This is a genomic window from Micromonospora sp. NBC_01412, from assembly GCF_045040215.1.
GTDB classification, from domain to species: domain Bacteria; phylum Actinomycetota; class Actinomycetes; order Mycobacteriales; family Micromonosporaceae; genus Micromonospora; species Micromonospora rubida.
The window spans coordinates 7,267,854-7,294,511 of sequence record NZ_CP109528.1; the positions used below are offsets into that span (position 1 = coordinate 7,267,854).

Here is a 26,658-nt window from a genome sequence, read left to right on the forward strand (position 1 = left end):
AATGGTTCTCCCGTACACCGGCAACGGCCCACAGCCGGTGTTCCGGCGGGGGCAGGGGCACGTTGGTGGTCCGGTTGGTCTCGAGCCGCCACCCGGCTCCGCTCGGCACCCGCCGGGTGGCCCGGTCAGGGGTGGTCAGCGGCGGGTGTGTGCAGCCACACCCCCTTGATCTCGGTGTAGGCCTCGATCGCGGCGGCGCCCATCTCGCGGCCCACCCCGCTGGCCTTGACGCCGCCCCACGGCCCGGCCGGATCCGGCTGTGGCGGCATGTTGACGAAGACCGCCCCGGCCCGGATCGCCCCGGCGAGCCGGTGAGCGGTGGTCAGGTCCCGGGTCCACACCGCTGCGGACAGCCCGTAGTCGCTGTCGTTGGCCCGATCGACGAGTTCCGCCGGGTCGTCGTACGGCAGGACGCACAGCACCGGACCGAAGATCTCCGTCCGGGCGATGGTCATCTCGTCAGCTACCCCGCTGAACACGGTCGGCTGGTAGAAGAAGCCCGCAGCGAGGGGGCCGGCGGTGATCCGCCCTCCCCCGGTGACCAGATGGGCGCCCTCGGCCGTACCGGTGCGCACGAGGTCGTCCACCCGCCGCAACTGCTGGGCGGAGATGAGCGGACCGAGCTGACTGTCGGGGGCCAGGCCGGGACCGACCCGCACCTTCCCGGCCATGGTGGCGAGCTTCTCGGCGAACTCGTCGGCCCGCGTTCGCTGCACGTACAGCCGGGTGTAGGCGGTGCAGGACTGGCCGCTGTTGACCAGCCCGCCGCTGAGGCAGCCGGCGGCGGCGGCGTCGAGGTCAGCGTCCCCGGCGATGATCACCGGCGCCTTGCCGCCGAGTTCCAGCGTCACCCGCTTGAGCTGCTCGCCGCAGACCCGCCCGATCTCCCGGCCGACAGCGGTGGAGCCGGTGAACGACACCTTGTCCACCCCGGGGTGGGCGACCAGGTCGCGGCCGGTGTCCGGCCCGCCCGTGACGAGGTTGACCACGCCGGCCGGTACGCCGGCCTGCCGGCACAGCTCCACCAGGTACGCGGCGGTGAGCGGAGTCTGTTCGGCCGGCTTGAGCACGACGGCGTTGCCGCAGGCGAGGGCCGGGGCGAGTTTCCAGACCGCGATCAGCAGCGGGAAGTTCCACGGCACGATCAGGGCACACACGCCCACCGGTTCCCGGCGGGTGTAGTGCAGCGTGTCCGGGTAGGACACCGGCACCGTGCTGCCCTCGATCCTGGTGCACCAGCCGGCGAAGTAGCGCAGGTGCTCGGCCGCGGCGGCCACGCAGCCACGGGCGGCGCGCAGCGGCTGGCCCTGGTCGCGGGTCTCCAGTTCGGCGAGGGTGTCCGCATGCTCGTCGATCAGGTCGGCGACCCGCCACAGCAGCCGGGCCCGCGCGGCGGCCGTCATCAGGGCCCAGGCGGGGGCGGTGAGCGCGGCGCGGGCTGCGGCCACCGCCGCGTCGACGTCCGCCGGGCCGGCCTGGGCGTAGCGGGCCAGCGGTTGCCCGGTCGCTGGGTCCAGCGAGGTGCCGTACCCGCCCGGTGCCGTCTCGAGCCAGTCGCCGTCGATGAACAGCCGGCACACCTGGTCGGTCATCGTCGCCGGGGTCACGACTGCTCCTGCCGGGCGTGGTGGCCGGCGGTGACGAAGTCGGCCGCCAGTTCGCCGATGAGGACCGCCGGGGCATGGGTGTTGGCGGTGGTCACCGCCGGCATGATCGACGCGTCGGCGACGCGTAGTCCCCGCACACCGTGCACCCGCAGCCGGGCGTCGACCACCGCCTGGTCGTCGGCACCCATCTTGCAGGTGCCGACCTGGTGGTGGAAGGTACCGGCGGTGGCGCGTACGTAGGCGCGCAGGTCGTCGGGGGTACGCACCGTCGAGCCCGGATAGACCTCCCGCGCACCCCACTCGCCGGCCAGGGCTGAACCGGCACCCATCTCCCGGCACAGGATCACCGCCTCGACGAGCGCGTCGACGTCCTGCGCGCAGGCCAGCGCCGCGGGGTCGATGTCGAGCCCGGCATGCGGGTCGCCGCCGACGAGGCTGATCCGTCCCCTGCTCACCGGGCGCACCAGGCCGGCCTGGAGGGTGAACCCGTCGGATGGGCCGGACATCCCCGGCTGGTACATCGGGACCGGGAAGTGCAGCGCCTGCACGTCGGGTACCGGCAGGCCGGACCGGGTACGCCAGAACAGGTGACTCTGCATCGGCGACAGGTCGGGAGAACGTCCGACCTGGCGGGCGGTACTGAAGATGACCGGGCTGAGCAGGTGGTCGTGCAGGTTGCGGCCCACCCCGGGCAGGTGCACCCGGACGTCGATGTCGTGCCGGCGCAGTTCGGCGGCGTCACCGATGCCGGAGAGCATCAGCAGCCGGGGGGATTCGATGGTGCCGGCGGAGACGATCACCTCCACGTCGGCGTGGGTGGTGTGGGTGAGCCCGTCGCGCGTCCACTCGACCCCGGTGCAGCGGTCATGGGTGAACAGCAGCCGGCGGGCGTGCGCACGGGTGACGACGGTGAGCCCCGGATGGTCGAGGATGGGACGCAGGTAACCGACGGCGGCGCTCTGCCGTTGGCCGTCCCGGATGGTCAGCTGGGTCTGCGACACCCCGTCCAGTTCGCCGGAGTTGTAGTCGGGGTTGATCCCGACCCCGATCTCCTGCGCCGCCTTGATGCAGGACTCGAAGATCGCATCCGGGCGGTACTGGGACATGACGTGGATCGGTCCTCCCGTGCCACGCAGCGGGGACACGGCATCGAAATCCTCCATGCGCCGGTGCACCGGTAGGACATCCGCCCACGACCAGCCGTCGTTACCGAGGTACGCCCAGTGGTCGTAGTCGGCGGCGGCACCCCGTGCCCAGATCATGCCGTTGAGCGCGCTGGAGCCGCCGAGAACCCGTCCGCGCGGCCAGTGCAGTCGCCGGCGCCCGGCGTGTGGCTGCGCCACGGTGTGATATGCCCAGTCCTCCTCGGCGAACCAGAGGTGGGCCAGCCGTCCGGGCGTACCGATGTCGGGGTTGGTGTCCTCGCCGCCGGCCTCGAGTACGACCACGCGCAGTCCGCGCTCGACCAGCCGGCGGGCCAGAGCGCAGCCAGCGGATCCGGCACCGACGACGACGACGTCGGCGCCGGCAGGTGTCGCTGTCACGTGTGTTGCCCCTTTCCGCCCGGCGAGGTGCCCGCCGGGCGACGTGTGGTGTCAGGCGGCGGCCAGCACCAGGACGGCGTTCTGGCCACCGAAGCCGAACGAGTTGCTGAGGGCGACCTCGATGCGCTGCTCTCGGGCTGCCTTGGTGACCACGTCCAGGTCGACGGCGCTGTCCTGTTCGTCGAGGTTCGCGGTCGGCGGGACGAGACCGTGCTGCACCGCCAGCACGGTCAGGGCCGCCTCGATCCCACCGGCGGCACCCAGGGCGTGGCCGAGCGACCCCTTGCTCGCGGTCACCACCGGCGACGGGCCGAGCAGGCGGTGGAGTACCCGCGCCTCGGCCAGGTCACCGGCGGGCGTGCCGGTGGCGTGCGCGTTGACGTGGTCCACGTCGGCCGGTACGAGACCGGCTCCGGTCAGCGCGGCCCGCACGGCCCGCTCGACACCACGGCCCTCTGGATCGGGGGTGGTGGGGTGGTACGCGTCGGCGCTGGCGCCGAAGCCGAGCAGCCGGGCCCGGACCCGGGCACCCCGGGCGGCGGCGTCCTCGGCGCGTTCCAGGACCAGCAGGCCGCACCCCTCACCGAGAACGAAGCCGTCCCGGCCGACGTCGAACGGCCGGGACGCGGTCGGGTCGGCGCGCCGCGACAGTGCCCCCATCTGCGCGAACCCGGCGACGACGAGCGGGGTGATGCCGGCCTCGGTGCCTCCGGCCACCACCACGTCGCAGGTCCGGCTGCGCAGCAGGTCATGGGCCAGGCCGATGGCGGTGCTGCCGGAGGCGCAGGCCGTGGCGGTGACCAGGTTGGGACCGCCCGCGCGCAGGTCCATGCCGACGTGGCCGGCGGCCATGTTGGACAGCATCATCGGCAGCGTCAGCGCGGAGACCCCGTGCGGCCCCTCGGCGGCGAGGACGCCATGCTGGGCGGTCGTGGTGGACACCCCCCACATGCCGCAGCCGATCACCACGCCAACCCGGGCGCCGTCCCAGGTCGCGGGGTCCAGGCCGGCGTCGGCCACCGCCTCCCGGGCCGCCACCAACGCGAACTGCGCGATCGGGTCGTACTGCCAGTGGCGGCGGCCGAGTGCGGCGCGCGGGTCGAAGTCCGGCACCCGGCAGGAGAGGTCGACGGGTATGCCGGCCAGGTGGGGGTCGTGGGTCGCCGTGGAGACCCCGGCGCAGACCGTCTGCCAGGTCCGCGCCACGCCGATCCCGCCCGGGGTGACCAGTCCCAGGCCGGTGACGGCGGTCTCCATCCCGGTCACGCCGCGCGGGCCAACGAGGCTTCGATGACGCTGGCGAGCCCGCCGATGGTGGTACGCGGCGTGGCGTCCTCGTCAGCGATCCTGATGTTGAACTCCTTCTGCAGGACCAGGGCCAGTTCCACCATGAACAGCGAGTCCAGGTCCAGTTCCTCGAAGGTCACGTCCGGACCTATCTCGTCGGGCTCCGTCTCGAAGCGGGTGGTGAGGATCTCCACCATCTGCTGGTAGACGTCGGTCATGTCACACGCTCCTCGTGGTCCGTGGTCCGTGGGTCACCGCGTCGCCGGGCCGGCGACCGGCGGCTCGGACGTCGGTTGGTGCGGCGCCGGGGCGGGTTCCGTCCCGGCGCCGGCCGGGTCCGTCGCGACGGCGGGTTTCGGTGGGTCTTCCGGCCGCTCGGCGGGCCGCAACCGGGGCCAGACGAGTACCGTCGATCCCCAGGTCAGGCCCCCGCCGAAGGCGGTGAGTAGGACTCGATCGCCAGCGGTGACCACACCGGTGGCGTCGGCGTCGGCGATGGCCAGCGGGATGGAGGCGGCACCGGTGTTGCCGACCCGGTCGATGTTGGACACGATTCGCTTCCGGTCCAGATCGAGTTCGTCGGCGAGGGCGCTGAGGATGCGGCTGTTGGCCTGGTGGCTGACCACCCGGTCGACCTCGTCGAGCTGCCAGCCGACGCGCCGCACGACGGTGCGGGACGAGGCGGCCATCCGGGTGACCGCGTTGCGGAACACCTCGCGTCCGTCCATGGTGAAGTAGAAGTCGGCCGGGTCGGTGGGCCGACCGGACAGTCGCTGGCGGGCTCCACCGGCGGCCACCTGGATCAGGTCGCTGCCGCCTCCGTCGCTGCCGAGGTCGAAGGGGCCGAGTGCGCCGGGCTCGTCGGGTCCGCCCGCGCGCAGCACGAACGCCCCCGCCCCGTCGGCCAGGACCACGGCGGTGGTGCGGTCGGCCGGGTTGGTCACGCTGGAGAGCGCATCGGCGCCGATGACCAGGACCTGGTCGGCGAGTTCGGTGGCGATCAGGCCGGCCGCGGTGGCCAGGGAGTAGACGAACCCGCTGCAGACCGCACCCAGGTCGTAGGCGGCCACCCCGGTCAGCCCCAGCCGGGAGGCGACCTCGGGTGCGGTGGCCGGGCAGGACCGGTCCGGCGTCATGGTGGCGACCACGACGGCGTCGACGCCGGGCGTCCCGGCGGAGGCCAGGGCCCGCCGGGCGGCCTCGACTGCCAGGTCCGCCGTGGACATGCCGGGGTCGACGAGGTGGCGTTGCGCGATGCCGGTGCGGGACCGGATCCACTCGTCCGAGGTGTCCAGTCCGGCGGAGAGGTCCGCGTTGGTGACCACGCGCGGCGGCACCCAGCCACCCACCCCGGCGAGCACTGCCGACCGGGTCGTCACGGTACCCGCCGAATAGGTAGATTCATATTGAATCCCTTGCATCTCTTTGAGTTCTAGCCAGTAGCCAGTTAACACCGCGACACCCGCACCGCGCCCCCTAGGTTCTGCCCGGTGGGGTTTCCCCCAGTACTCGAAGGCCCAGCGGCGAAATTAGGCTGATCACGCCTGAATCCCGTGGTGGAGCGTCCATAGAACGACGAGAGGAAATCGACGTGCCATTCGCGCAGGGCCATGCGCACGCTATTCCCGCCCCACTACTGGACCACGTTGTGGTATTGCTCGACGGGGCCACCTTCCAAGAGATATCCGCCTGCGACATGCTGCGTGAACAATTCGCCCGGGTGAAACCGAAAAACGTCACCAGCTCGGTTGCCGGGCAGTACTCGGCACTCGGGGTGGCCGGCGAGAACACCCTGCTGGAGTTGTTCGACGGCGCGCTTCCCGGATCGCACCGTCTCACCGGTGGGCTGGTTTTCTCCTTCGAACACCCCGGCTCTGTGCAGCGGGCCCGGGAGGTGCTGGACACCGGCCCCGGCGGTCGCTACGAACTGGTGCACCGCGGCAGCGCCGACACCGGCGAGCCCAGGCCCTGGTACCACATGCTGCGGGTCGACCTCGGCGAGGACAGCCCGCTGCTGATGTTCCTCAACGAGGTCACCGGAGAGTATTTCGACTCGGTGTCCGCCCGCCGGGGACCCGACGGGGAACTGCTGCGCAGCGGCTACCTCGACGCGGCCTTCGGCGCCGGGACCCACGACCGGCGGTGGCTGCGCGACATCACCGCGGTCACCCTGCGGGCCCGCCCGCAGCGGGCCGCCCGGATGGCCGACGCGCTCACCGCGATGGGCTACCGGGTCACGCCCGCCCCATCCGGGCCCACCGGTGATGCCGCCTCCGACGCCGGCCCGACGTACCGGATCACCGGCCCGGGCGTCGACATCACCCTCGTCGGCTCGGCCACCGCCCCCGAGGGGGTTCTCGACATCACCACGGACCTGCACGAGGCACCGCAGCGGAACCAGGCGTTCGTCTTCGGCGGCACCTCGCGGTTGGTCCTACGGCAGGACGGCACCGCCCACTGGACGTTCACCCCACCGGCATGAGGATAGGTACGTCGATGCCCGGCGATTCCGTGCTGTTCCACGAGGCGGTCCTCACACACGCCGCCCGTACCCCCGACGCGGTCGCGGTGGAGTCCGCCGACCGGTCGCTGAGCTACGCCGAACTGGTCGCGCACGCCCACGGCATGGCACGCCACCTGCGCCGCCACGGCGTCGGGCCCGACGTACCGGTCGGGATCGCCCTGGACCGGTCGATCGAATCCGTCGTCGCGGTGCTCGGCGTCCTGCTGGCCGGCGGTGCCTGGGTGCCGCTCGACCCGTCCTACCCCGCCGAGCGGCTGTCCTACATGCTCACCGACTCCGGCGTGGAGCTGGTCGTCGCCGAGACGTCCACGATGGATCGGCTGCCCGCCGGGCGGGTACGCCGCGTCGACCCGGCCGAGGCGGTGGCGGACTCCGGGCCGGCACCCGATCCGCTGCCGCAGCCGTCGACCGGTCGGCACCTCGCCTACTCGATCTACACCTCGGGGTCCACCGGACGTCCCAAGGGAGTCCTGCTCAGCCATGGTGGCCTGGCCAACCTGGTCCGAGCCCAGGCCGACGCGTTCGGGGTGGGCCCCGGCGACCGGGTCCTCCAGTTCGCCCCGTCCAGCTTCGACGCCTCGGTGTTCGAGACCACCATGGCGCTGGCCACGGGCGCCACCCTGGTCCTGGCGGACCGGGCCGCCATCGCCCCCGGACCGGACCTGGTCGCCACCCTGCGGACGCGGCGGATCAGTCACCTCACGCTGCCCCCGTCGGTGCTGGCCGTCCTGCCCGACGAGGCCCTGCCCGACCTGGCCGTGCTGATCTGCGCCGGTGAGGCGCTCGCCGCGCCGCTGGTGCGGCGCTGGGCTCCCGGCCGGCGCATGTACAACGCCTACGGCCCCACCGAGGCCACCGTCTGGGCCACCGTGGCGCAGGTGTACGCCGACGGCCGGCGTCCGTCCATCGGCGTACCGGTCACCGGCGTTCACGTCGCCGTGGTCGACCCCGACGGCCGTCCGGTACCCGACGGAGAGGTCGGTGAGCTGGTCATCGGCGGAGCCGGCGTCGCCCAGGGCTACCATGCCCGGCCCGCGCTGACCGCCGAGCGGTTCGTCCCCGACCCGGCCGGTCCGCCCGGCGTACGTCGGTACCGCAGCGGCGACCAGGTGCGCCGCCACCCCGACGGCACCCTCGAGTACGTCGGCCGCATCGACCACCAGATCAAGCTACGGGGGCACCGGGTCGAGCCGGACGAGGTGACGGCCGTGCTGGCCGGGCATCCCGCCGTCACCGACGCGATCGTGGTCGCCCGGGGCTCCGGCGACGGCACCCGCCTGGTCGGGTACGCCGCCAGCGACCACGACCCGACCGGGCTGCGCGCCTACCTCGCCGAACGGCTGCCCGCCTACCTGGTGCCGGACGTGGTGGTCACCCTCGACGCGCTGCCGCTGACCGTCAGCGGCAAGATCGACCGGTCCGCCCTGCCCGAACCCGACCGGGCCAGCGCCGGCCTCACCGACACCGTCACCGTCCCACGCACCGGCACCGAGCAGCTCCTCGCCGGGTTCGTCGCCGACCTGCTCGGCCACACCAGCGCCACGGACCCCGTGCCGGCCGACCAGCGCCTCGGCGTGCACGACGACATCTTCGCCCTCGGCGCCAACTCGCTGATGGCCGGCCGGCTCGCCGCGCGGGTCCGCGCCGAGCTCGGTGGTGAGCTGCCGGTCGGGGTCATCTACCGATCCCCCACCGTGGCTGCCATGGCCGCCGCGCTCGACGACGCCGACGACACCGAGCGGGCACCCAGCCCACCGCCGCTGCGCCCGGCCGACCCCGACGCGGTCGTGCCGCTGTCCCTGCCCCAGGAACGGATCTGGTTCCTCGACCAGCTCGACCCCGGTAACCGGGCGTACCACGCCCAGGCCACCATCCGGCTGCGCGGGCTGCTCGACCGGGCGGCACTACGGGCCGCGCTCAACGAGATCATCCGCCGCCACGACATCTTCCGTACCGGTTTCGTCGCCGGTCCGGACGGTCCCGAGCAACGCACCGCGGCCCACCGCCCCATCGATCTCCCGCTGGTCGACCTGTCCGCGTACGACGAGCCGGAACGCGGCCAGCGGGCCGAGCAGACCGTGGCCGAATATCTGCGCGAACCATTCGACCTGGCCAGCCCACCGCTGGCCCGGTGGGCGCTGATCCGGTACGCCGATGACGACCACACTCTGGTCCACGTCGAACACCACCTGGTCCACGACGGCTGGTCCTTCGCCGTCCTCATCGACGAGCTCACCGCCCTCTACGGCAGCTACGCCGCCGGGCGGGAGCCGGACCTGCCGCCGGTGGCCTGCCGCTACCGGGACTTCACGCTCTGGCAGCGCGGGTGGATGCGGGGTGAGACGCTCGACCGGCACCTGTCGCACTGGACCCGGGAACTGGCCGGCGCACCGCACGAGCTGGCGCTGCCCCTGGACCGGGCTCGCCCGCTGACCCAGAGCTTCACCGGCGCGGCGCTGCGGATCGACCTGGCCGGCGAGTTGTGCGAGCGGCTGCGCGCGTACAGCCGCCGGCACGGGGTCACCCTCTACGCCACCATGCTCGCCGGCTTCGCCGCCCTGCTGAGCCGCTACGCCCGCCAGGACGACATGATCATCGGCAGTGGCGTGGCGAACCGGCGGCTCGCCGAGACCGAACGCATGATCGGGATGGTCGTCAACACCCTGCCGCTGCGCGTCGACCTGTCCGGCCGTCCCGGCTTCACCGATCTGGTCCGCCGGGTGCACACCCGCGCCGCGCGTGCCTACGAGTGGGCCGACGTGCCGCTGGACCGGCTGGTGGAGGCCCTCGACCCGGTGCGCGACCCATCCCGCAACCCGCTGTTCCAGGCCATGTTCAGCTTCCACGACTCCCCCATGCCGCGGCTGAGCTTCGGCGGGCTGACCGGCACCGTCCTGGAACGACACAACAGCACCGCCAAGACCGACCTGAACATCGTGGTCCTGCCCCGCGCGGAACAGCACGCCGGGCACGGCCACCGCGACGACACCGCGCCGATCACCCTGATCTGGGAGTACGCCACCGCCCTGTTCGACGCGTCGACGATGCGGCGGATGACCGGGCACTACATCCGGCTGCTCGACGCGGCCATGACCGACCCCGACCAGCCGGTCGGCCGGTTGCCGCTGCTCGGGGCGGAGGAGCAGGACGGGATCGTCCACACGTACAACCGCACCGCCGCCGCCTTCCCGGCGGACCGCACCGTGCCCGACCTGTTCGCCGAACAGGTGGCCCGGCGACCGCACGCCCCCGCCGTCGAGTCCGCCGGGCAGACCCTCAGCTACGCCGACCTCGACGCCCGCGCCGACCGGCTGGCCCGGCTGCTACGCCGCCGGGGCGTCCGCGCCGACACCCCGGTCGGTGTCCTGTTCGAACGCGGCAGCGACCTGATCACCGCGTTCCTGGCCGTCCTCAAGGCCGGCGGCGCCTACGTCCCGCTCGACCCCGGCTACCCGGCGCAACGGCTGCGCTGGCTGCTGGCGGACTCCGGGGCCCGCGTGGTGGTCACCCGGGCCGACCTGGCCGGTGTGCTGCCCACCGACGGCGTGGACGTGGTCACCGGCGACGACCCGCTGGCCGGGCCGGATGATCAGCTCGACGCCGTCCCGGACTCCCCCGCCGGCCCGGACGGCGCCGCCTACGTGCTCTACACCTCCGGTTCCACCGGCCGACCCAAGGGGGTGGCCGTCACACACCGCGCGATCCTGCGCCTGGTCTGCGGCACCGACTTCGTCCGGTTCGGCCCGCACGAACGCATCGCCCAGGTCGCCGACGCGTCCTTCGACGCGATCACCTTCGAGGTGTGGGGTGCCCTGCTGCACGGCGGCACCGTCTGCGTCATCCCCCGCGACACCATCCTGAGCCCGGGTCACCTGGGCGACGAGCTGCGTCGGGGTGCCATCACCAGCATGTTCCTCACCTCGGCCCTGTTCAACGAGGTCATGGCGCACCGGCCGGACAGCTTCGCCACCATGACCAACCTGCTCGTCGGCGGGGACGCGCTGAACCCGGTCCGCATCCGTCAACTGCTGCGCGGCCCGCACGCCCCGGCCCGGCTGCTCAACGGCTACGGCCCCACCGAGACCACCACCTTCGCCGTGGTGCACCACATCACCGACCTGCCCGACGAGGCCACCTCCGTGCCCATCGGCCGACCCATCGCCAACACCACCGCGTACGTGCTCGACGACGAGCTGCGCCCGGTGCCCGAGGGCGTACCCGGTCAGCTCTACCTCGGTGGTCCCGGCCTGGCCCGGGGCTATGCCGGCCGGCCCGCGCTGACCGCGCAGCGGTTCGTCCCCGATCCGTTCGGCGCCGACGGCTCCCGCCTCTACGACACCGGTGACGTGGTGCGCTGGCGCGCCGGAGGGGTGCTGGAGTTCCTCGGTCGGGTCGACAGCCAGGTCAAGATCTCCGGCTTCCGCATCGAGCCGGGCGAGGTGGAGAACACCCTGCTCGACCACCCGGCGGTGGCCGGCACGGCGGTCGTCGTCGACAGTCGGGCCGGTCGACGCCTGGTCGCCTACGTCGTTCCCGCGGCCGGCCGGGCCGAGCCGAGCGCCCCGGACCTGCGGGCCTGGCTCGCCGAGCGGCTGCCGCCCTACCTGGTGCCCGCGGCGTACGTGTCCCTGGCCGCTCTCCCCCTCACGGAGCACGGCAAACTCGACCGGGCGGCCCTGCCGGCCGCCGAGGCCGAACGCATCAGCCTGCGGGTGGCCTTCCGGCCACCACGGACCGACACCGAGCGGGCCGTCGCCGCGATCTGCGCCGACCTGATCGGGCTCGACCAGGTCGGTCTCGACGACGACTTCTTCGCCCTCGGTGGGCACTCCCTGCTCGCCATGCGGCTGGTGGCCCGGGTGAACGAGACGTTCGGCACCGACGTGGCACTGGCCCGTTTCCTGCGGACCCCCACCGTCGCCGAGCTGGTCGCCGCCCTCGACACCCGGACGCCGGACGGCGACGCGGCCGGCCCGGGTGCCATCGCAGCCGGTGACTGGCACCGGATGGAGGACCTGTTGCTGCACGTCGACCAACTCACCCCCGAGCAGGTCGACCAGTTGCTGCACGACTTCGCGGACAACGAGGCGGACCGATGAGTGACACCGGCACCGACGCGCGGCGGGCCCTGCTGGCCCAACACCTGGCCCGACGGCTGGCCCAGCGCAGCCACCCGCTGTCCTACCCGCAGCAACGGCTGTGGTTCCTCGACCAGCTCACCCCCGACAACCCCGTCTACAACATCCCGCTGGGCTACCGCATCCGTGGCCCACTCGACGTCGACGCCCTGCGACAGGCCCTGACCACGGTGGTACGGCGGCACGAGGTGCTGCGTACCGTGTTCCGGGCGGTGGACGGCCAGCCGCGTCAGGTCGTGCTGCCACCGGCGGAGACCCCCCTGGCCGTGCTCGACGTGGCCGACGCCGCCGAGGCCGCGGCGCTGGCCGGGGCCGAGGCGCGGACCCGGTTCGACCTGGTCAATGGGCCGGTGCTGCGGGCCGCCCTGTTGCGGCTGGGCCCGGATGACCACTGGCTGTGCCTCACCGTCCACCACATCGTCTGCGACGGTTGGTCGCTTTCCATCATCGAGCGGGAACTGACCGATACCTACACCGGACGGCAGCTACCCGACCTGCCCGTCCAGTACGCCGACTTCGCCGAATGGCAGAGCGGTCACCTGACCGGCGCCACCCTCGACCGGCTCGTCGACCACTGGCGGGACCGGCTCGTCGACGTACCGCTGCTGGCCAGCCTGCCCACCGACCGGCCCCGCCCGCCCACGCAGACCTACCGCGGCGCGCACCTGGACCTGCGTCTCGACCCCGATGTCACCGGAACGGTGACCGCCCTGGCCCGGGAGGCCGCCGCGACCCCGTTCGCGGTGCTGCTGGCCGCCTTCGCCATCGTCGTGCAGTCCCACACCGGTACGGCGCAGGTCGTCGTCGGCTCGCCGGTGGCCGGCCGGCAACGCGCCGAGATCCAGCCACTGGTCGGCTTCTTCGCCAACACCCTGGTCCAGCGCATCGACCTGACCGGTGCCCCGACCTTCCGGCAGCTCGTCGAGCGGACCCGCGACGAGACCCGCGACGCCCTGGCTCACCAGGACCTGCCGTTCGAGAAGCTCGTCGAGGAGTTGCACCCGAGCCGGGACCTGGCCCACAACCCGCTGTTCCAGGTGCTGTTCAGCTACCACGACACCGACGCGGCGGGGCTGGCCCTGCCCGGCTGCACGGTCACCCCGGTCCCCGGTGACACCGCCACCGCGAAGTTCGACCTCACCCTGTCCCTCACCCGGCGCGGGCCGGACCTGACCGGCCGCCTGGAGTACAGCACCGACCTGTTCGATCCCGACAGCGCCGAACGGATGGCCGCCCGCTTCCGTCAGGTCCTCGCCGCGGCCCTGGCCCGTCCGGACGTCCCGGTCGGCCAGCTCGACGTCCTGACCCCGGACGAGCGCCACCGGCTGCTCACCGAGTGGAATGCCACCGGCGTCGAACGCCGCACCGACGTGCTCGTCCACGACCTCATCGCCGCGCAGACCCGGCGCACCCCCGACCGGGTCGCCGTGCGGGACGCCGGCCCCGGCGACCAGCCCGGGCTGACCTACCGCGAACTCGACGAACGCGCCGAACGCTTCGCCGCCACGTTGCGCGGCCACGGCGTCGGCGCGGACGTGCCGGTCGGTGTCCTGCTGCACCGCGGCACCGACCTGGTGGTGACCCTGCTGGCCATCCTCAAGGCCGGCGGAGCGTACCTGCCGCTGGATGCCGCCCTGCCGGCCGACCGGCTCACCTTCATGGTCGCCGACTCCGGCACCCGGGTGGTGGTCACCACCGACCACCTCGCCGGCCGGCTGGGCGGCCCGCCGGTCACCACCGTCGCCCCCGGCACCCCACCCCCCGACCCGGCACCGACCGGGGCGGCCGGGCCGGCGCGCGCCGACGACCTGGCCTATGTCATCTACACCTCCGGCTCCACCGGGCGTCCCAAGGGTGTGCTGGTGACCCACCGCAACGTGGGTACCTTCTTCGCGGGGATGGACCGCGAGTTCGGTCCGGACGCCGACGGCGGCCGGGACCCGGTCGGGCCGACCTGGCTGGCGGTTACCAGCGCCTCCTTCGACATCTCCGTGCTGGAGCTGCTGTGGACCCTCACCCGCGGCTTCGAGGTCGTCGTCCGGGGTGACGAACCCACCTCCGGCGCCGCGACCGCCACCGGCGCCCCGGTGCCCGCCGAGGTGCAGGCCCGGCCGATGGACTTCAGCCTCTTCTACTTCGGCGGTGACCGGGGCGGCGCCGCCGACAACCGGTACCGGCTGCTCGTCGAGGGCGCCCGCTTCGCCGACCGGCACGGGTTCCACGCCGTGTGGACCCCGGAACGACACTTCCACGACTTCGGCGGGCTCTACCCGAACCCGTCGGTCACCGCCGCCGCCATCGCCACCATCACCGAACGGGTGCGGATCCGGGCCGGCAGTGTCGTCGTACCGCTGCACGACCCGCTCCGGGTCGCCGAGGAGTGGGCCGTGGTGGACAACCTCTCCGGCGGGCGGGTCGGCATATCGGTCGCCTCCGGATGGCAACCGAACGACTTCGTCCTCGCTCCGGACCGGTACGCCGACCGGAAGAACCTGATGCTGGGGGGCATCGACGAGGTACGCCGGCTCTGGCGGGGCGGGACGGTCAGCCGTCCGCGTCCCGGTGGCGACCACGTCAGCGTGCGCGTGTACCCGCCACCGGTGCAGCCCGAACTGCCCGTCTGGGTCACCAGCGCGCGCAGCCCCGACACCTTCCGGATGGCCGGCGAGATCGGCGCCGGGCTGCTCACGCACCTGCTCGGCCACTCGGTCGAACAACTCGGCGAGAAGATCACCATCTACCGCAGGGCCTGGCGCGAGGCCGGCCACGCCGGCTCCGGCCACGTCACCCTGATGCTGCACACCTTCCTCGGCACCGACACCGAGCAGGTGCGCGAGCTGGTCCGCGCGCCGCTGTGCGGATACCTGAAGAGCTCCTTCGACCTGCTCTCCGGTCTCGGCGCGGTGTCCGGCAGCAGCAGCGACTTCCGCGCCCTGCCCGAGGAGGAACTCGACGCCCTGGTCGAGCAGGCCTTCGACCGGTTCTTCGACACCGCCGCCCTGCTGGGCACCCCCGAGGCCGCCGGGGACCTGGTGGACCGGCTCAAGGCGATCGAGGTGGACGAGGTCGCCTGCCTGATCGACTTCGGGGTCGACCACGACCACGTCCTGGCCGCCCTGCCGCACCTGCGGGCCGCCCGGGACATCAGCGAGGACCGCCGTCGGGTGGCGCTGGCCGACGAGCCCGTCGCCGCGCAACTGCGCCGCCACCGCGTCACCCACCTGCAGTGCACCCCGTCGCTGGCCGGTGTGCTGGCCGAGGATGCCGACACCCGCGCGGCGCTGCGCGACCTGCGCCGCCTGCTCGTCGGTGGGGAGGCGCTGCCCGCCGCGCTCGGCACCGACCTCGCCGGCCTGGTCAGTGGCGGCGTGCACAACATGTACGGCCCGACCGAGGCGACCGTGTGGGCGAGCACCCAGCGGGTCACCGGTGACCGGCCGGTCGCCTCGACCGTGCCGCTCGGCCGCCCCCTGGCCGACGTACGCGCCTACGTCGTCGACGCGGACCTGCGGCCCACTCCGGTCAACGTGCCCGGTGAGCTGCTGCTCGGTGGTCCGGGCGTTACCCGTGGCTACCACGGCCGCCCCGCGCTGACCGCGGAACGCTTCGTTCCCGACCCGTTCGCCGCCGACGGTTCCCGCCTGTACCGCACCGGCGACCTGGCCCGTTGGCGCCCCGACGGCACGCTGGAGTTCCTCGGTCGGCTGGACCACCAGGTGAAGATCCACGGCCATCGCATCGAACTCGGCGAGATCGAGAGTGTGCTGTCCGCCCAGCCGGACGTCCGGGCCGCCGTGGTCGTCGTACGCGGCGACGGTGCCCACCGCAGCCTGGCCGCCTACTGCCAGCCGGCCCACGCCGGCAACCCGGCACCCGACCCGGCGGCCCTCCGGGCCGCGCTGGCCCGCGCACTGCCGGACTACATGGTGCCGGCCACCGTCACCGTCCTCGACGAGCTGCCGCTGACCCCGAACGGCAAGATCGACCGCAACCGGCTGCCCGACCCGCACGCCGCCGGGCCCGACCGCTACCTGGCTCCGCAGACCGACGTCGAGCAGACCATCGCCGAGGTGTGGGCTCAACTGCTCGGCCGCGACCGGGTCGGTCTCGACGACAACTTCTTCCACCTCGGCGGCAACTCGCTGCTGGCGGTCCAGGCCAGGGCCCGGCTGTTGGCCCGCGACGTGACCGGGTTGTCCCTGGTGGACCTGTTCCGCTACCCGTCGGTGCGCGCGCTCGCGGCCGCCCGCGCCACCACCGGCGACCGCCCCGACGCGCTGGCCGGGACCCAGCAGGCCGCCGGGCGACGCGCCGCCGCCCTGTCCGCCGCCGTCTCGCGCCGGGCGCGAAGGAGCTGACCGACCGTGACCGCACACCTGGACAGCACCGGAACCGCCCCGGACGGCGGGGTCGAACCGATCGCGATCATCGGCATGGCCTGCCGGGTACCCGGTGCCGACACCGTCGCCGGCTTCTGGGCCAACATGCTCGACGGCATCGACTCGATCACCCACTTCACCCCCGACGAACTTCGCGCCGCCGGCGTGGACCCGCACCTGCTCGCCGACCCCGAGTACGTTCCGGCGGGCGCGGTGATCGACGACGCCGACCACTTCGACGCGGAGTTCTTCGGCTACAACGCCGCCGAGGCCGAGACGATGGACCCGCAGCAGCGGGTCTTCTGCGAGACCGCCTGGGCGGCCCTGGAGGACAGCGGCCACACCCCGGACCGCACCGACGGCGCCGTCGGCGTGTTCGCCGGCATGTTCATGAACAAGTACCTGATGGCCAACCTCGCCACCAACCCCCGCTTCCAACGTTCGGCGATGGCACCCCTGGCCCGCATCTTCAACGACAAGGACTTCCTGGCCACCCGGGTGGCGTACCTCCTCGACCTGGACGGCCCCGCGTACACCGTGCAGACCGCCTGCTCGACCTCCCTGGTCGCCACCCACCTGGCCTGCCAGTCCCTGCTGACCTACGAGTCGGATCTGGCGCTCGCCGGCGGGGTGGCGATCAACCTGCCGTTGAAGGCCGGCTACTCGCACGCCTACGGCGGGGTGTTCAGCCCCGACGGGCAGTGCCGGCCCTTCGACGCCGACGCCGAGGGGACCGTACCGGGCAACGGCGCCGTGGCCCTGGTGCTGCGCCGGCTCTCCGACGCCCTGGCCGACCGGGACCACATCTACGCGGTGATCCGGGCCAGCGCGGTCAACAACGACGGCGCGGTCAAGGCCGGTTTCACCGCACCCAGCGTTGACGGACAGGCCCGCGTCGTCACCGCCGCGCACGCCCTGGCGGCGATCTCGCCGGGCAGCATCGGCTACCTGGAGGCCCACGGCACTGCCACCCAGGTGGGCGACCCGATCGAGGTCGCCGCGCTCACCCAGGCGTTCCGCGTCGGCACCGCCCGGCGCGGCTTCTGCGCCCTCGGCTCCGTCAAGGCCAACATCGGCCACCTCGACGCCGCCGGCGGAGCCGCCGGCCTGATGCGCGCCGCCCTGGCCGTACAGCACGGGCGGATCCCGCCCATGCGGAACTTCCGCTCCCCCAACCCCGACCTCGACCTGGACACATCGCCCTTCTACGTGCCGACCCGCGTCACCGAGTGGTCGGCCGGTGCCGGACCACGCCGCGCCGGGGTGAGCGCCTTCGGGGTCGGCGGCACCAACGCCCACGTGGTCCTGGAACAGCCACCGCCCATCCCCGACCCGGCCGGCACGGCGGCACCCGCGACCGGCTGGCACCTGGTACCGCTGTCCGCGCGCAGCCGCACCGCCGTCGACGCCGCCACCCGGCGGCTGGCCGACCATCTGGAGGACCACCCGGACCTCGACCTGGCCGACGTCGCCTTCACCCTCCAGGACGGGCGGCGCGGCTTCCCGGTACGCCGGTTCGCCGCCTGCGCCGACCTGACCGACCTGGTGGCCGTGCTGCGGGGGGAGTACCCGCACCGGCTGGTCACCCGCACCGCCCCGGACACCGTCCACCGGGCGGTGTTCATGTTCCCCGGCGGCGGCAACCAGCACCGGGACATGGGTGCCGACCTCTACCGCAGTCAGCCGGTGTTCCGCGAGGAGATCGACCGCTGTGCGGCCCTGCTCCGCGACCGGCTCGACGTCGACCTCACCGCGCTGCTGTTCCCGGGCGGCGGTGGCGGGTCGAGACGGGGACGCGCGCTCGGCCGCGCCGAGGGGCCCGGCGTGGTCCCCGCGCTGTTCGCCGTGGAGTACGCGCTGGCGAAGCTGTGGATGTCCTGGGGCGTGGAGCCGGTCGCCCTGCTCGGCCACAGTCTCGGCGAGTACGTCGCCGCCTGCCTGTCCGGGGTGTTCACCCTCGGCGACGCGCTCGCCGTCACCTACGCCCGCGGTGAGTTGTTCGCCCGGATGGCCCCGGGCCGGATGCTCGCCGTACCGCTGCCCGAGGCACAGGTCGCGGAGCTGCTCGACGAGAGGCTGTCGATCTCGGCGGTGAACGCACCGGAGCTGACCGTGGTGGCCGGCCCGGACGACGACGTCGCCGCCCTCGACCGGCTGCTGGCCGGCCGGGGGGTGGACTGCGGGCGGCTCAACGTGCCGGCGGCGAGCCATTCCTGGCTGGTCGAACCGATGCTCGACGAGTTCACCGCCCGGGTGAAGGAGTGCGACCTGCGTCCACCGCACACCCCGTTCGTCTCCTGTGTCACCGGCACCTGGATCCGCGCCGAGGACGCCACCGACCCGCACTACTGGGCCCGTCACCTGCGTCAACCCGTACGCTTCGCCGACGCGCTGCGGACCGTCCTGACCACGCCCGACCGGGTGCTGCTGGAGGTCGGGCCCGGGCGGGCGCTGACCGCGCTGGTACCCGGACAGCGGCTCGCCCCCACCCCGACCGCGGTCGCCTCGCTGGGCCACCCCCGCGACCGGCTGCCGGACACCGCGCACCTGATGGCCGCAGTGGGCCGGCTCTGGCAGGCCGGGGTGAGCGTGGACTGGCCGGCGCTGCACGCCGCGCGGCCGGCCCGACGGGTCAGCCTGCCCGGCTACCCGTTCCAGCGCCGCCGGTACTGGGTGGAGCCGGGGGCGACCGCCGTCGGTGCCGACACCGGACCGGCCGACACCTCCGACACCTCCGTCGCTTCGACCTCCGGCGGCGTCGATCCGGACGACGCACCGGACGACGGCTACCTCGGCCCCCGTGACGAACGGGAACGCCAGGTCGCGCGGGTGTGGTGCGACCTGCTCGGCGTGGACCGCGTCAGCGTCACCGACGACCTGTTCGACTGCGGCGCCCACTCCCTGATGATCACGCAGGCCGCCCGGGAGCTGCGCCGTCTCGGCGCGCCCCAGCTCACCGCCCGCGACGTCCTGGCCAGCCCCACCGTCGCCGGCCTGGCCGCCCGGATCGAGGCCGCCGTGTCCGGGCGACCGCTGATCGAGGTGCACGGCAGCGGCCCCGACCTCACCGCCGAGGTCGTCCTCGACCCGGCGGTCGCCCCCGACGCGGGCGCGTCGGCCCGCACCGGGCCCCCTCGGGTGGTGCTGCTCACCGGTGCCACCGGGTTCGTCGGCGCGTTCCTCTGCGCCGAACTGGCCCGGCAGACCAGCGCCGAGATCGTCTGCCTGGTCCGGGCCGCCAACCCCGAGGAGGGCACCGAACGCCTGCACGCCGCCCTGACCTCCTACGGTCTGCCGATGCCACCCGCGCACCGGCTGCGCGTCGTCCCCGCCGACCTGGCCAGACCCCGACTCGGCCTGACGCCGGCCGACTTCGACGCCCTCGCCGACGAGGTCGACGCGATCTACCACTGTGGTGCCTGGGTCAACTTCGTGCGCCCCTACCGGTCCCTCAAGGCCACGAACGTGCGCGGCACCGAGGAGGTCCTGCGGCTGTCCACCCGGGGTCGGCCCACGCCGGTGCACCACATCTCCACCCTGGCCGTGCTCGCCGGAGCCGTCGCCGCCGGCGTCGGGCAGATCCACGAGGACGACCCGCTGCCGCCGCCGGTGGGCCACGACACCGCCTACAGCCAGAGCAAGTGGGTCGCCGAGGGTCTCGTCGGCATCGCCCGGGAACGTGGCGTACCCGTGTCGGTCTACCGGGCCGGTGCCGTGCTCGGGGACAGCCGCACCGGCGCGACCAACCGGGAGGACTACGTCACCAAGGTCATCCAGGGCTGCCTCGACCTCGGTCTGGCCCCCGCCCGCCGGTACGCCTTCGCCGCCGCCAGCGTCGACTACGTCGCGCGCACCGTGGTCGCCCTGTCCCTGCGACCGGAGACCCTCGGCGGCACCTTCCACACCGTCAACCCCGACCCGCTGGACTGGAACGACATGTTCACCCACCTGCGGACCTGCGGCTACCGGGTGCCGAGCGTCGACTGGCAGCGCTGGCACCACCAGCTCACCGAACAGATCGAGGCCGACGAGACGTCGAACAACCTCGCCCCGCTGATGGCGATGCTCGGCGACACCCCGGACCGGGACATGCCCCGGATGCGCTGCGACAACGTCTGGTCGGAACTGCCGGCCGACCTGGCCCGTCCACCGGAGCTGGACGCCGCGTTGTTCGCGCGGATGCTGGGTTTCCTCGCCCGGGGCGGGGTCCTGCCCGCGCCGCCGGACGCCGGTCCGGACCGTCCCGGCACGACGCCGGCCGTTTCCCCCGACACCACCCAGAAGGACCTGGTGCCATGACCATGCTGTTGACCGGTGCCACGCTCATCGACGGGCTCGGCGACGAACCGTTGACCAACCGGGCCGTACGGATCGAAGCCGACCGGATCACGCAGGTGGGGACCCGGGTTCAGGCCGACGGCGCCGACCTGGTCGACCTGGGCGGGCTGACCCTGCTGCCGGGGCTGATCGACGCGCACACCCACGTGGGCTACTCCAGCGACGTCCGCGCGGTGCTCAACGGGGAGCTGTCGGTGGCCGAACGGGCCGCCGACATCTTCCGCAACCTGCGCGAGACCGTGGACGCCGGGTTCACCACGATCCGTGACTGTGGTGGCCTCGACCTCGGGGTGCTGCGTACGGTGCGACGAGGGCTGGTACCCGGCCCCCGGATCTGGGCCGCCGCCGTCGCGCTGTCCCAGACCGGCGGTCACGGCCGGCTGGGTTCGCCGCTGGCCCCGGCGGGCCCGTCGCCCCTGTCGGTACGCGGCCTGACCGGGATGACCCCCAACGCCGACGGCGTCGAGGAGGTCCGCCGAGCCGCCCGCGAGTGCTTCCGTCAGGGCGCGTCGTTCCTGAAGATGGCCGTCACCGGCGGGGTCATCTCGGTGTCCGACTCGTTGGAGGACACCCAGTACACCGTCGAGGAGATCGCGGTCGCCGTCGCCGAGGCCCGCGCCCGCAACACCTACGTCACCGTGCACGCCCACAACGGCGCCGGTATCCGCAACGCCGTCCAGGCGGGCGTGGGCTGCGTCGAACACGGTACCGGCATCGACGAGGCCACCGCCGCGATGATGGGTGCCCACGGGGTGCACCTGGTGCCCACCCTGGCCATCGCCGAGACGATGCGTACCGACTCCGCGCGGCAGGGACTCGCTCCCGGCTTCCGGGACCGGGTCGGCGACACCGCACAGCGCATGATCGACGCCATGCTGCTGGCCCGCGAGGCCGGCGTGCTGGTCGGATCCGGCTCCGACCTGATCGGACCGGACCAGAACCACCGCGGGCTGGAGCTCGCGCTCAAGGCCCGCGTCCTGGGGCCCATGGCGGCGATCGTCTCTGCCACCTCGGTCAACGCCCGCATCATGCGGGTCGCCGACCAGGTCGGGTCGGTCGAGGTGGGCAAGCTGGCCGATCTCGTCGCGGTGGACTTCGATCCGCTCAGGGAGCCGCACCTGTTCGAGGACCCGGACCGGGTCGTCCTCGTCGTCCGCGACGGCGAGATCGTCAAGGACACCCGCAAGTGACCCGGCGCCGCGCGGACACCCGCCGATGACCGCCGATGTGGGGGCGGGCCGGGCCAACGGCCGGCCGGACGGCGCCGTCGCCGGCCTGCGCGCCCCGACCACCGCCGAGAAGGTGGCCGAGCTGCGCCGCCGACGCGCCGAGGCGGAACAGCCCGCCTCCCCGCGGGCCGCCCGCCGGCTGGCCGCCCGGGGCCGGATGACCGCCCGGGAGCGGATCCTGGCGCTGCTCGACCCCGACTCGTTCGTGGAGACCGACCGGCTGGCCCGCCGGGACGTCGAGGGGTACGCCGGGCCGCAGCCGCCCGGTGACGGCGTCATCACCGGTTTCGGCACGGTCGACGGCCGCCAGGTGTGTGTCTACGCGCACGACGCGACCCACCGGGGTGGTAGCGCGGGGGCGGTCTTCGGCGCCAAGGTCTGCAAGATCCTTGACCACGCCCTACGCGTCGGTTGCCCGGTGGTCGGCATCAACGACTCCAGCGGCGCCCGGGTGGAGGAGGGGGTGCTGGCCCTGGCCGCGTACGGCGAGGTGGCCCGTCGGATGGTGACCGCCTCCGGGGTGATCCCGCAGATCTCCCTCATCATGGGGGTCTGCGCGGGCGGTGCCGTCTACACCCCGGCGTTCACCGACTTCGTGGTCATGGTGGAGAACACCTCGCACATGTTCGTCACCGGCCCGGACGTCATCCGGGCGGTGACCGGGGAACGGGTGGGCATGGAGGCCCTGGGCGGCGCCAGGGTGCACGCCACCCGGAGCGGGAACGCCCACTACGCCGCCGCGAGCGAGGCCGAGGCCATCGACTACGTCCGGGACCTGTTGTCCTACCTGCCGGCCAACAACCTCGACCCGGCCCCGGTCTGGCCACCGGCGTCCCTGCTGGAACCCACCGACGCCGACCGGGAACTCGACACGCTCGTACCCGATCGGGCCAGCACCCCGTTCGACATGCACGAGGTGGTCAGGCGGATCGTCGACGACGGCGACCTGCTGCCGGTGCACCCCGACTTCGCCCCCAACATCATCTGCGGCTTCGCCCGCGTCGACGGTGTCCCGGTGGGGGTGGTTGCCAACCAGCCGCTGCACCTGGCCGGTGCCATCGACATCGACGCAGCGGAGAAGGCCGCGCGGTTCGTCCGCTTCTGCGACTCGTTCAACATCCCCGTGCTCACCCTCGTCGACGTGCCCGGTTACCTGCCCGGTACCGCCCAGGAGCACCAGGGCATCATCCGCAGGGGTGCGAAACTCGCGTTCGCCTACATCGAGGCGACGGTACCGAAGATCACCATCGTGGTACGGCGGGCCTTCGGTGGCGGGTACGCGGTCATGGGATCCAGGGAGCTGGGCGCCGACCTGTGCTTCGCCTGGCCGACCGCGCAGATCGGCGTGATGGGCGCGGCGGGCGGGGTCGCCCTGCTGCACCACCGTACCCTCGCCCAGGCCGACGACCCCGCGCTGTTGCGCCAGGTCCTCGTCCACGAGTACGAGGACCAGTTGCTCACGCCCTACCGGGCCGCCGAGCACGGCTGCGTCGACGACCTGATCCTGCCGTCGGAGACCCGACCCACGGTCGTCCGCGCACTGCGCGCCCTGGTCGACAAGCGGGTCATCGGTCCGGCCAAGAAGCACGGCAACATCCCGCTGTGACCGGCCGCCCCTGGCGCCGGGGATGCCAACCACGCCGGGGACGCCGCCACGGCGCGGCGGGGCCACGTCCGCTGTGACGGCCCGGGGTGACCCGGGGCCTCGGCGGAAGGCCGCCGGCCACGGGTGCCCCGCCGGCCACGGGTGCCCCGACGGCCCGGGCCACCCTCAGGTCGCTGCCGCCTCCCCGGCCGGCACCGCCGCGCCGACCGGCTGCCCGGTGGCCCCGATGAGGCGGGCAACCACCGCTCGGGAGGACACGCCGAGCTTGGCGAAGATGTTCGCCAGGTGCATCTCCACCGTCTTCTCGGTCACGAACAGCTCCTGCGCCACGCGCCGGTTCGTCAGGCCCTGGCTGACCAGCACGGCGACCTGCCGTTCCCGACGCGTGAGCAGGTTCAGGCCGGCCGCCTCCTCGCGGTCGTCCGGCCCCGTACGGCGCGACGAACGCGCCGCGAGGCGACGCCGCTCCAACACGGCCTGCCGAGCCAGCCGGTGCGCGCCCCACCCCTCGAACGCGGCCTGCACCGCCTTGATCTCCCGGTAGCTGTCGTCGACCAGGCCGAGTGCGGCCAGCGGTCCGACGGCGACCATCCGGGCCCGGGCGGCGTCCACCACCATGCCGGCGGAGGCCAGTTCCCGCGCCGCCACCTGCGCGGCGGTCACCGCCCGTGCCGGGTCGTCGGCGGCCAGCACCTGCGCCCTGGCGAGCAGGGCCAGACCGGTGTGGCCCGGCAGGTCGAGCACGGCGGCGACTGCGTCGGCGCGGTCGGCCCAGTGCGCCGCGAGTTCGGTCCGACCGGCGGCGAGTTCCGCCCGCGTCATCGCCTCACACCAACCGGCCTGCGAGCACAGGTCGGAAGCGGGCGGGCCGGGGCTGTCACCGAGCTGTGTGCGGGTCAGGTACCCGGCCACGTTCCCACCGGCCAGCCCGATCTCCACCAGCAACCGCCGGACCAACAGCGAGTACGGTCCGTCGGGCAGCACCGGCAGGGCATCCACCTCCGGGTCGGTCCCCGCCGTCGCCCGTACCTGGCTGTCCATCCATGCCTGCAGGATGCGGGCCACGGCGATCTCCCGCGCCCCGCCGACCGCGGTGGCCACCTCCGCCGCCCGCTGCGCACACTCCTGTGCCTGCGGCAGCCTGCCTTTGACCTGCAACGTCACCACCAGGGCCGCGTAGAGCCGGGCCAGCAGCAGCAGCTGCCCGCTGTGCTGGGCGCCGGAGACCGCCCGGTCCAGGTGGCGTAGCGCGTCGTCGAAGCGCTCGTGCAGTACCTCCGCCTCGATGACCCATGCGGCGGCCCGCAGGCTGCGGACGAACTCGCCGTCGAGCATCGCGTCGAGCAGGTCGACCGCCTGATCCAGGTGGCGACGCGCGGCCGGCATGTCCAGCGCGGCGGTGTCCGCCACCGCCAGCAGGGCGAGCGTGGTGGCCTCCGCCGAGCGGGCCCGATGGCGCTGGGCCGCCGTGTACGCCACGGCGGCCAGTTCGCGGGCGGCGTCGGCGCGGCCTGCGGCCAACTCCAGACAGGCGAGTTCGAAGCTGAGCATGGCCCGTCCGATGCTCTGGGCGGCGGGCAACGCGGCCAGCTCCGCCCGGGCCAACGCGCCCGCCTCGGCACGTCGGGACAGCGACAGCTCCACCATGACGCAGAGGGCCACCGCATACGCGCGACGGGTCGTCGGGCGACGTTGCAGCATCCTGAGCGCCTCATGCAGCGCGTCGCGGCTCGCCAGCAGCTCACCGACGACGGCGGCCAGCTGAGCGAGGCGGACCAGCAGCACCACGCGCCGCTGGTCGTGGTCGGGTCGATGCGGCAGCAGCCGCAGGGCCACCCGGAGCCAGTGCGCCGCGGTGACCGGAGCGTGGTGCTGCACCGCCATGGCGGCCCGGTGCAGTATCGACACCGCGGTCAGATCGCCGGGGCGGGCGGTGCGGGCGACGTGCGGGGCCAGCGCCTCGGGCGGGGCGCCGCGCCGGCGCAGCGCGGCCGCCGCCCGGTCGTGTGCGACCAACTGCCAGCCCGGGCTGACCGCGTCGTAGACCGCCCGCCACAGCACGGCATGCCGGAAGCTGATCAGCCGGCCACCGGCGACCGGGCGGACAACGTCCAGTTCGGCCAGTTCGTCCAACGCGCGGTGCACCTCGGCGTCGCGGCACTGGCCGATCTGCGCGACCAGCGCCGGCTCGAACACCTCTCCCGCCACCGCCGCCGCGTCGAGGACGATGCGGCTCAGCGGGGAGGCGGCCTCCAGCTCCCCGACCAGCCTCATCCGCAGCGTGACGGGCAGCTCGCCGACGACCACCGAGGCGGTGCTGCACAGCCCGGTGGCGGCGGCGGCCAGCGCGTGCAGGTGCAACGGGTTGCCGTCACTGTGTCGGTAGACGGCCCACTGCCACGGCACGCTGCTCTGTGGACCGAGCAGGGTCTGCGCGTCCTGCTCGCTGATCGGCCCGAGCGGGACCTCCCGCACCCATTCGTCACCCGGTGCGCCGACCAGCGCGGTGTGCAGGCGCACCGGGGCCTGGCGGGGCCGGTACGCCAGCACGACCAGCAGCGGCACCGGCGACGGGGTACGCACGAGCTGGGTCAGCAGTGCGATGGTCGTCTCGTCGGCCCAGTGCATGTCGTCGACGAGGACGACCAGGCTGTTGGCGTCCGCGTCGCCCGTCCGGTTGACGAGATCGCGCACCAGTTGGATGGAGGCGGTGGCCCCCGTCGGCGCCTCACCCGGGTCGGTCTTCCGATTCGCGCAGCGGTCGCAGTCGACCAGCGGGGCCAACGGTTGTGACCGCTGGCCCCGGGTGGCCGAACTGGACACCACCCGGGCTCCCCGGCGGCGGGCGAGCTCACCGAACTCGCTGAGCAACCGGGTCTTCCCGATGCCGGGATCGCCAGTCACCGCCACGACCCGGACGCCGGCACGGCCTGTCGCCTCCAGGCCGCTCCGCAGGACTGCCAGCTCGGTGTCACGGCCCACGAACGGGGGCATCAGCACCACTGT

Annotated in this window: 12 protein-coding genes; 6 read left to right on the plus strand and 6 right to left on the minus strand. The window is 73.4% G+C overall.

Going from position 1 to position 26,658, the window contains the following annotated elements; translation table 11 throughout:
- Positions 1 to 125 precede the first annotated feature (125 nt).
- Genes OG617_RS31730 through OG617_RS31750 form a run of 5 tightly spaced genes read right to left on the minus strand, consistent with a single transcriptional unit; the run spans position 126 to position 5,859 of the window.
- Entirely contained in the window at positions 126 to 1,607 is a 1,482-nt protein-coding gene (locus OG617_RS31730; protein ID WP_405096557.1) for an aldehyde dehydrogenase family protein, read from the minus strand.
- Positions 1,604 to 3,151, minus strand: a complete 1,548-nt coding sequence (locus OG617_RS31735) for a GMC family oxidoreductase (RefSeq protein WP_405096558.1) — start codon at positions 3,149 to 3,151, stop codon at positions 1,604 to 1,606. The genes OG617_RS31730 and OG617_RS31735 overlap by 4 nt, the downstream gene beginning before the upstream one ends.
- Positions 3,152 to 3,202: 51 nt before the next feature.
- Positions 3,203 to 4,417 (minus strand): beta-ketoacyl-[acyl-carrier-protein] synthase family protein, encoded by a 1,215-nt coding sequence (locus OG617_RS31740; protein ID WP_405096559.1) that lies wholly within the window; start codon positions 4,415 to 4,417, stop codon positions 3,203 to 3,205.
- On the minus strand, positions 4,414 to 4,656 hold the full coding sequence (locus OG617_RS31745; RefSeq protein WP_405096560.1) for an acyl carrier protein: 243 nt from the start codon (positions 4,654 to 4,656) through the stop codon (positions 4,414 to 4,416). Before OG617_RS31745 ends, OG617_RS31740 begins: the two co-directional genes overlap by 4 nt.
- Before the next feature lie 33 nt (positions 4,657 to 4,689).
- Positions 4,690 to 5,859 (minus strand): beta-ketoacyl-ACP synthase III, encoded by a 1,170-nt coding sequence (locus tag OG617_RS31750; protein WP_405096561.1) that lies wholly within the window; start codon positions 5,857 to 5,859, stop codon positions 4,690 to 4,692.
- Between the two features lie 227 nt (positions 5,860 to 6,086).
- Between OG617_RS31750 and OG617_RS31755 the strand changes: the two genes are divergently transcribed.
- From OG617_RS31755 to OG617_RS31780, 6 genes are read left to right on the plus strand one after another with little or no spacing between them, the layout of a single operon-like run.
- Positions 6,087 to 6,920 (plus strand): DUF5829 family protein, encoded by an 834-nt coding sequence (locus OG617_RS31755; RefSeq protein ID WP_405104030.1) that lies wholly within the window; start codon positions 6,087 to 6,089, stop codon positions 6,918 to 6,920.
- A 14-nt stretch (positions 6,921 to 6,934) separates the two neighbouring features.
- Positions 6,935 to 12,061: an amino acid adenylation domain-containing protein gene (locus OG617_RS31760; RefSeq protein ID WP_405096562.1), complete on the plus strand. Its 5,127-nt coding sequence runs from the start codon at positions 6,935 to 6,937 to the stop codon at positions 12,059 to 12,061.
- Positions 12,058 to 16,458, plus strand: coding sequence for a MupA/Atu3671 family FMN-dependent luciferase-like monooxygenase (locus OG617_RS31765; RefSeq protein ID WP_405096563.1), 4,401 nt, complete (start codon positions 12,058 to 12,060; stop codon positions 16,456 to 16,458). Before OG617_RS31760 ends, OG617_RS31765 begins: the two co-directional genes overlap by 4 nt.
- Before the next feature lie 6 nt (positions 16,459 to 16,464).
- Complete coding sequence (locus OG617_RS31770; protein WP_405096564.1) at positions 16,465 to 20,778, plus strand: type I polyketide synthase; 4,314 nt, start codon at positions 16,465 to 16,467, stop codon at positions 20,776 to 20,778.
- On the plus strand, positions 20,775 to 22,007 hold the full coding sequence (locus tag OG617_RS31775) for an amidohydrolase family protein (RefSeq protein WP_405096565.1): 1,233 nt from the start codon (positions 20,775 to 20,777) through the stop codon (positions 22,005 to 22,007). Before OG617_RS31770 ends, OG617_RS31775 begins: the two co-directional genes overlap by 4 nt.
- A gap of 25 nt (positions 22,008 to 22,032) precedes the next feature.
- Complete coding sequence (locus OG617_RS31780; protein ID WP_405096566.1) at positions 22,033 to 23,652, plus strand: acyl-CoA carboxylase subunit beta; 1,620 nt, start codon at positions 22,033 to 22,035, stop codon at positions 23,650 to 23,652.
- A 165-nt stretch (positions 23,653 to 23,817) separates the two neighbouring features.
- Here the strand turns inward: OG617_RS31780 and OG617_RS31785 are convergent, their stop codons facing one another.
- On the minus strand, positions 23,818 to 26,646 hold the full coding sequence (locus OG617_RS31785; RefSeq protein WP_405096567.1) for an AAA family ATPase: 2,829 nt from the start codon (positions 26,644 to 26,646) through the stop codon (positions 23,818 to 23,820).
- Between the last annotated feature and the right edge of the window lie 12 nt (positions 26,647 to 26,658).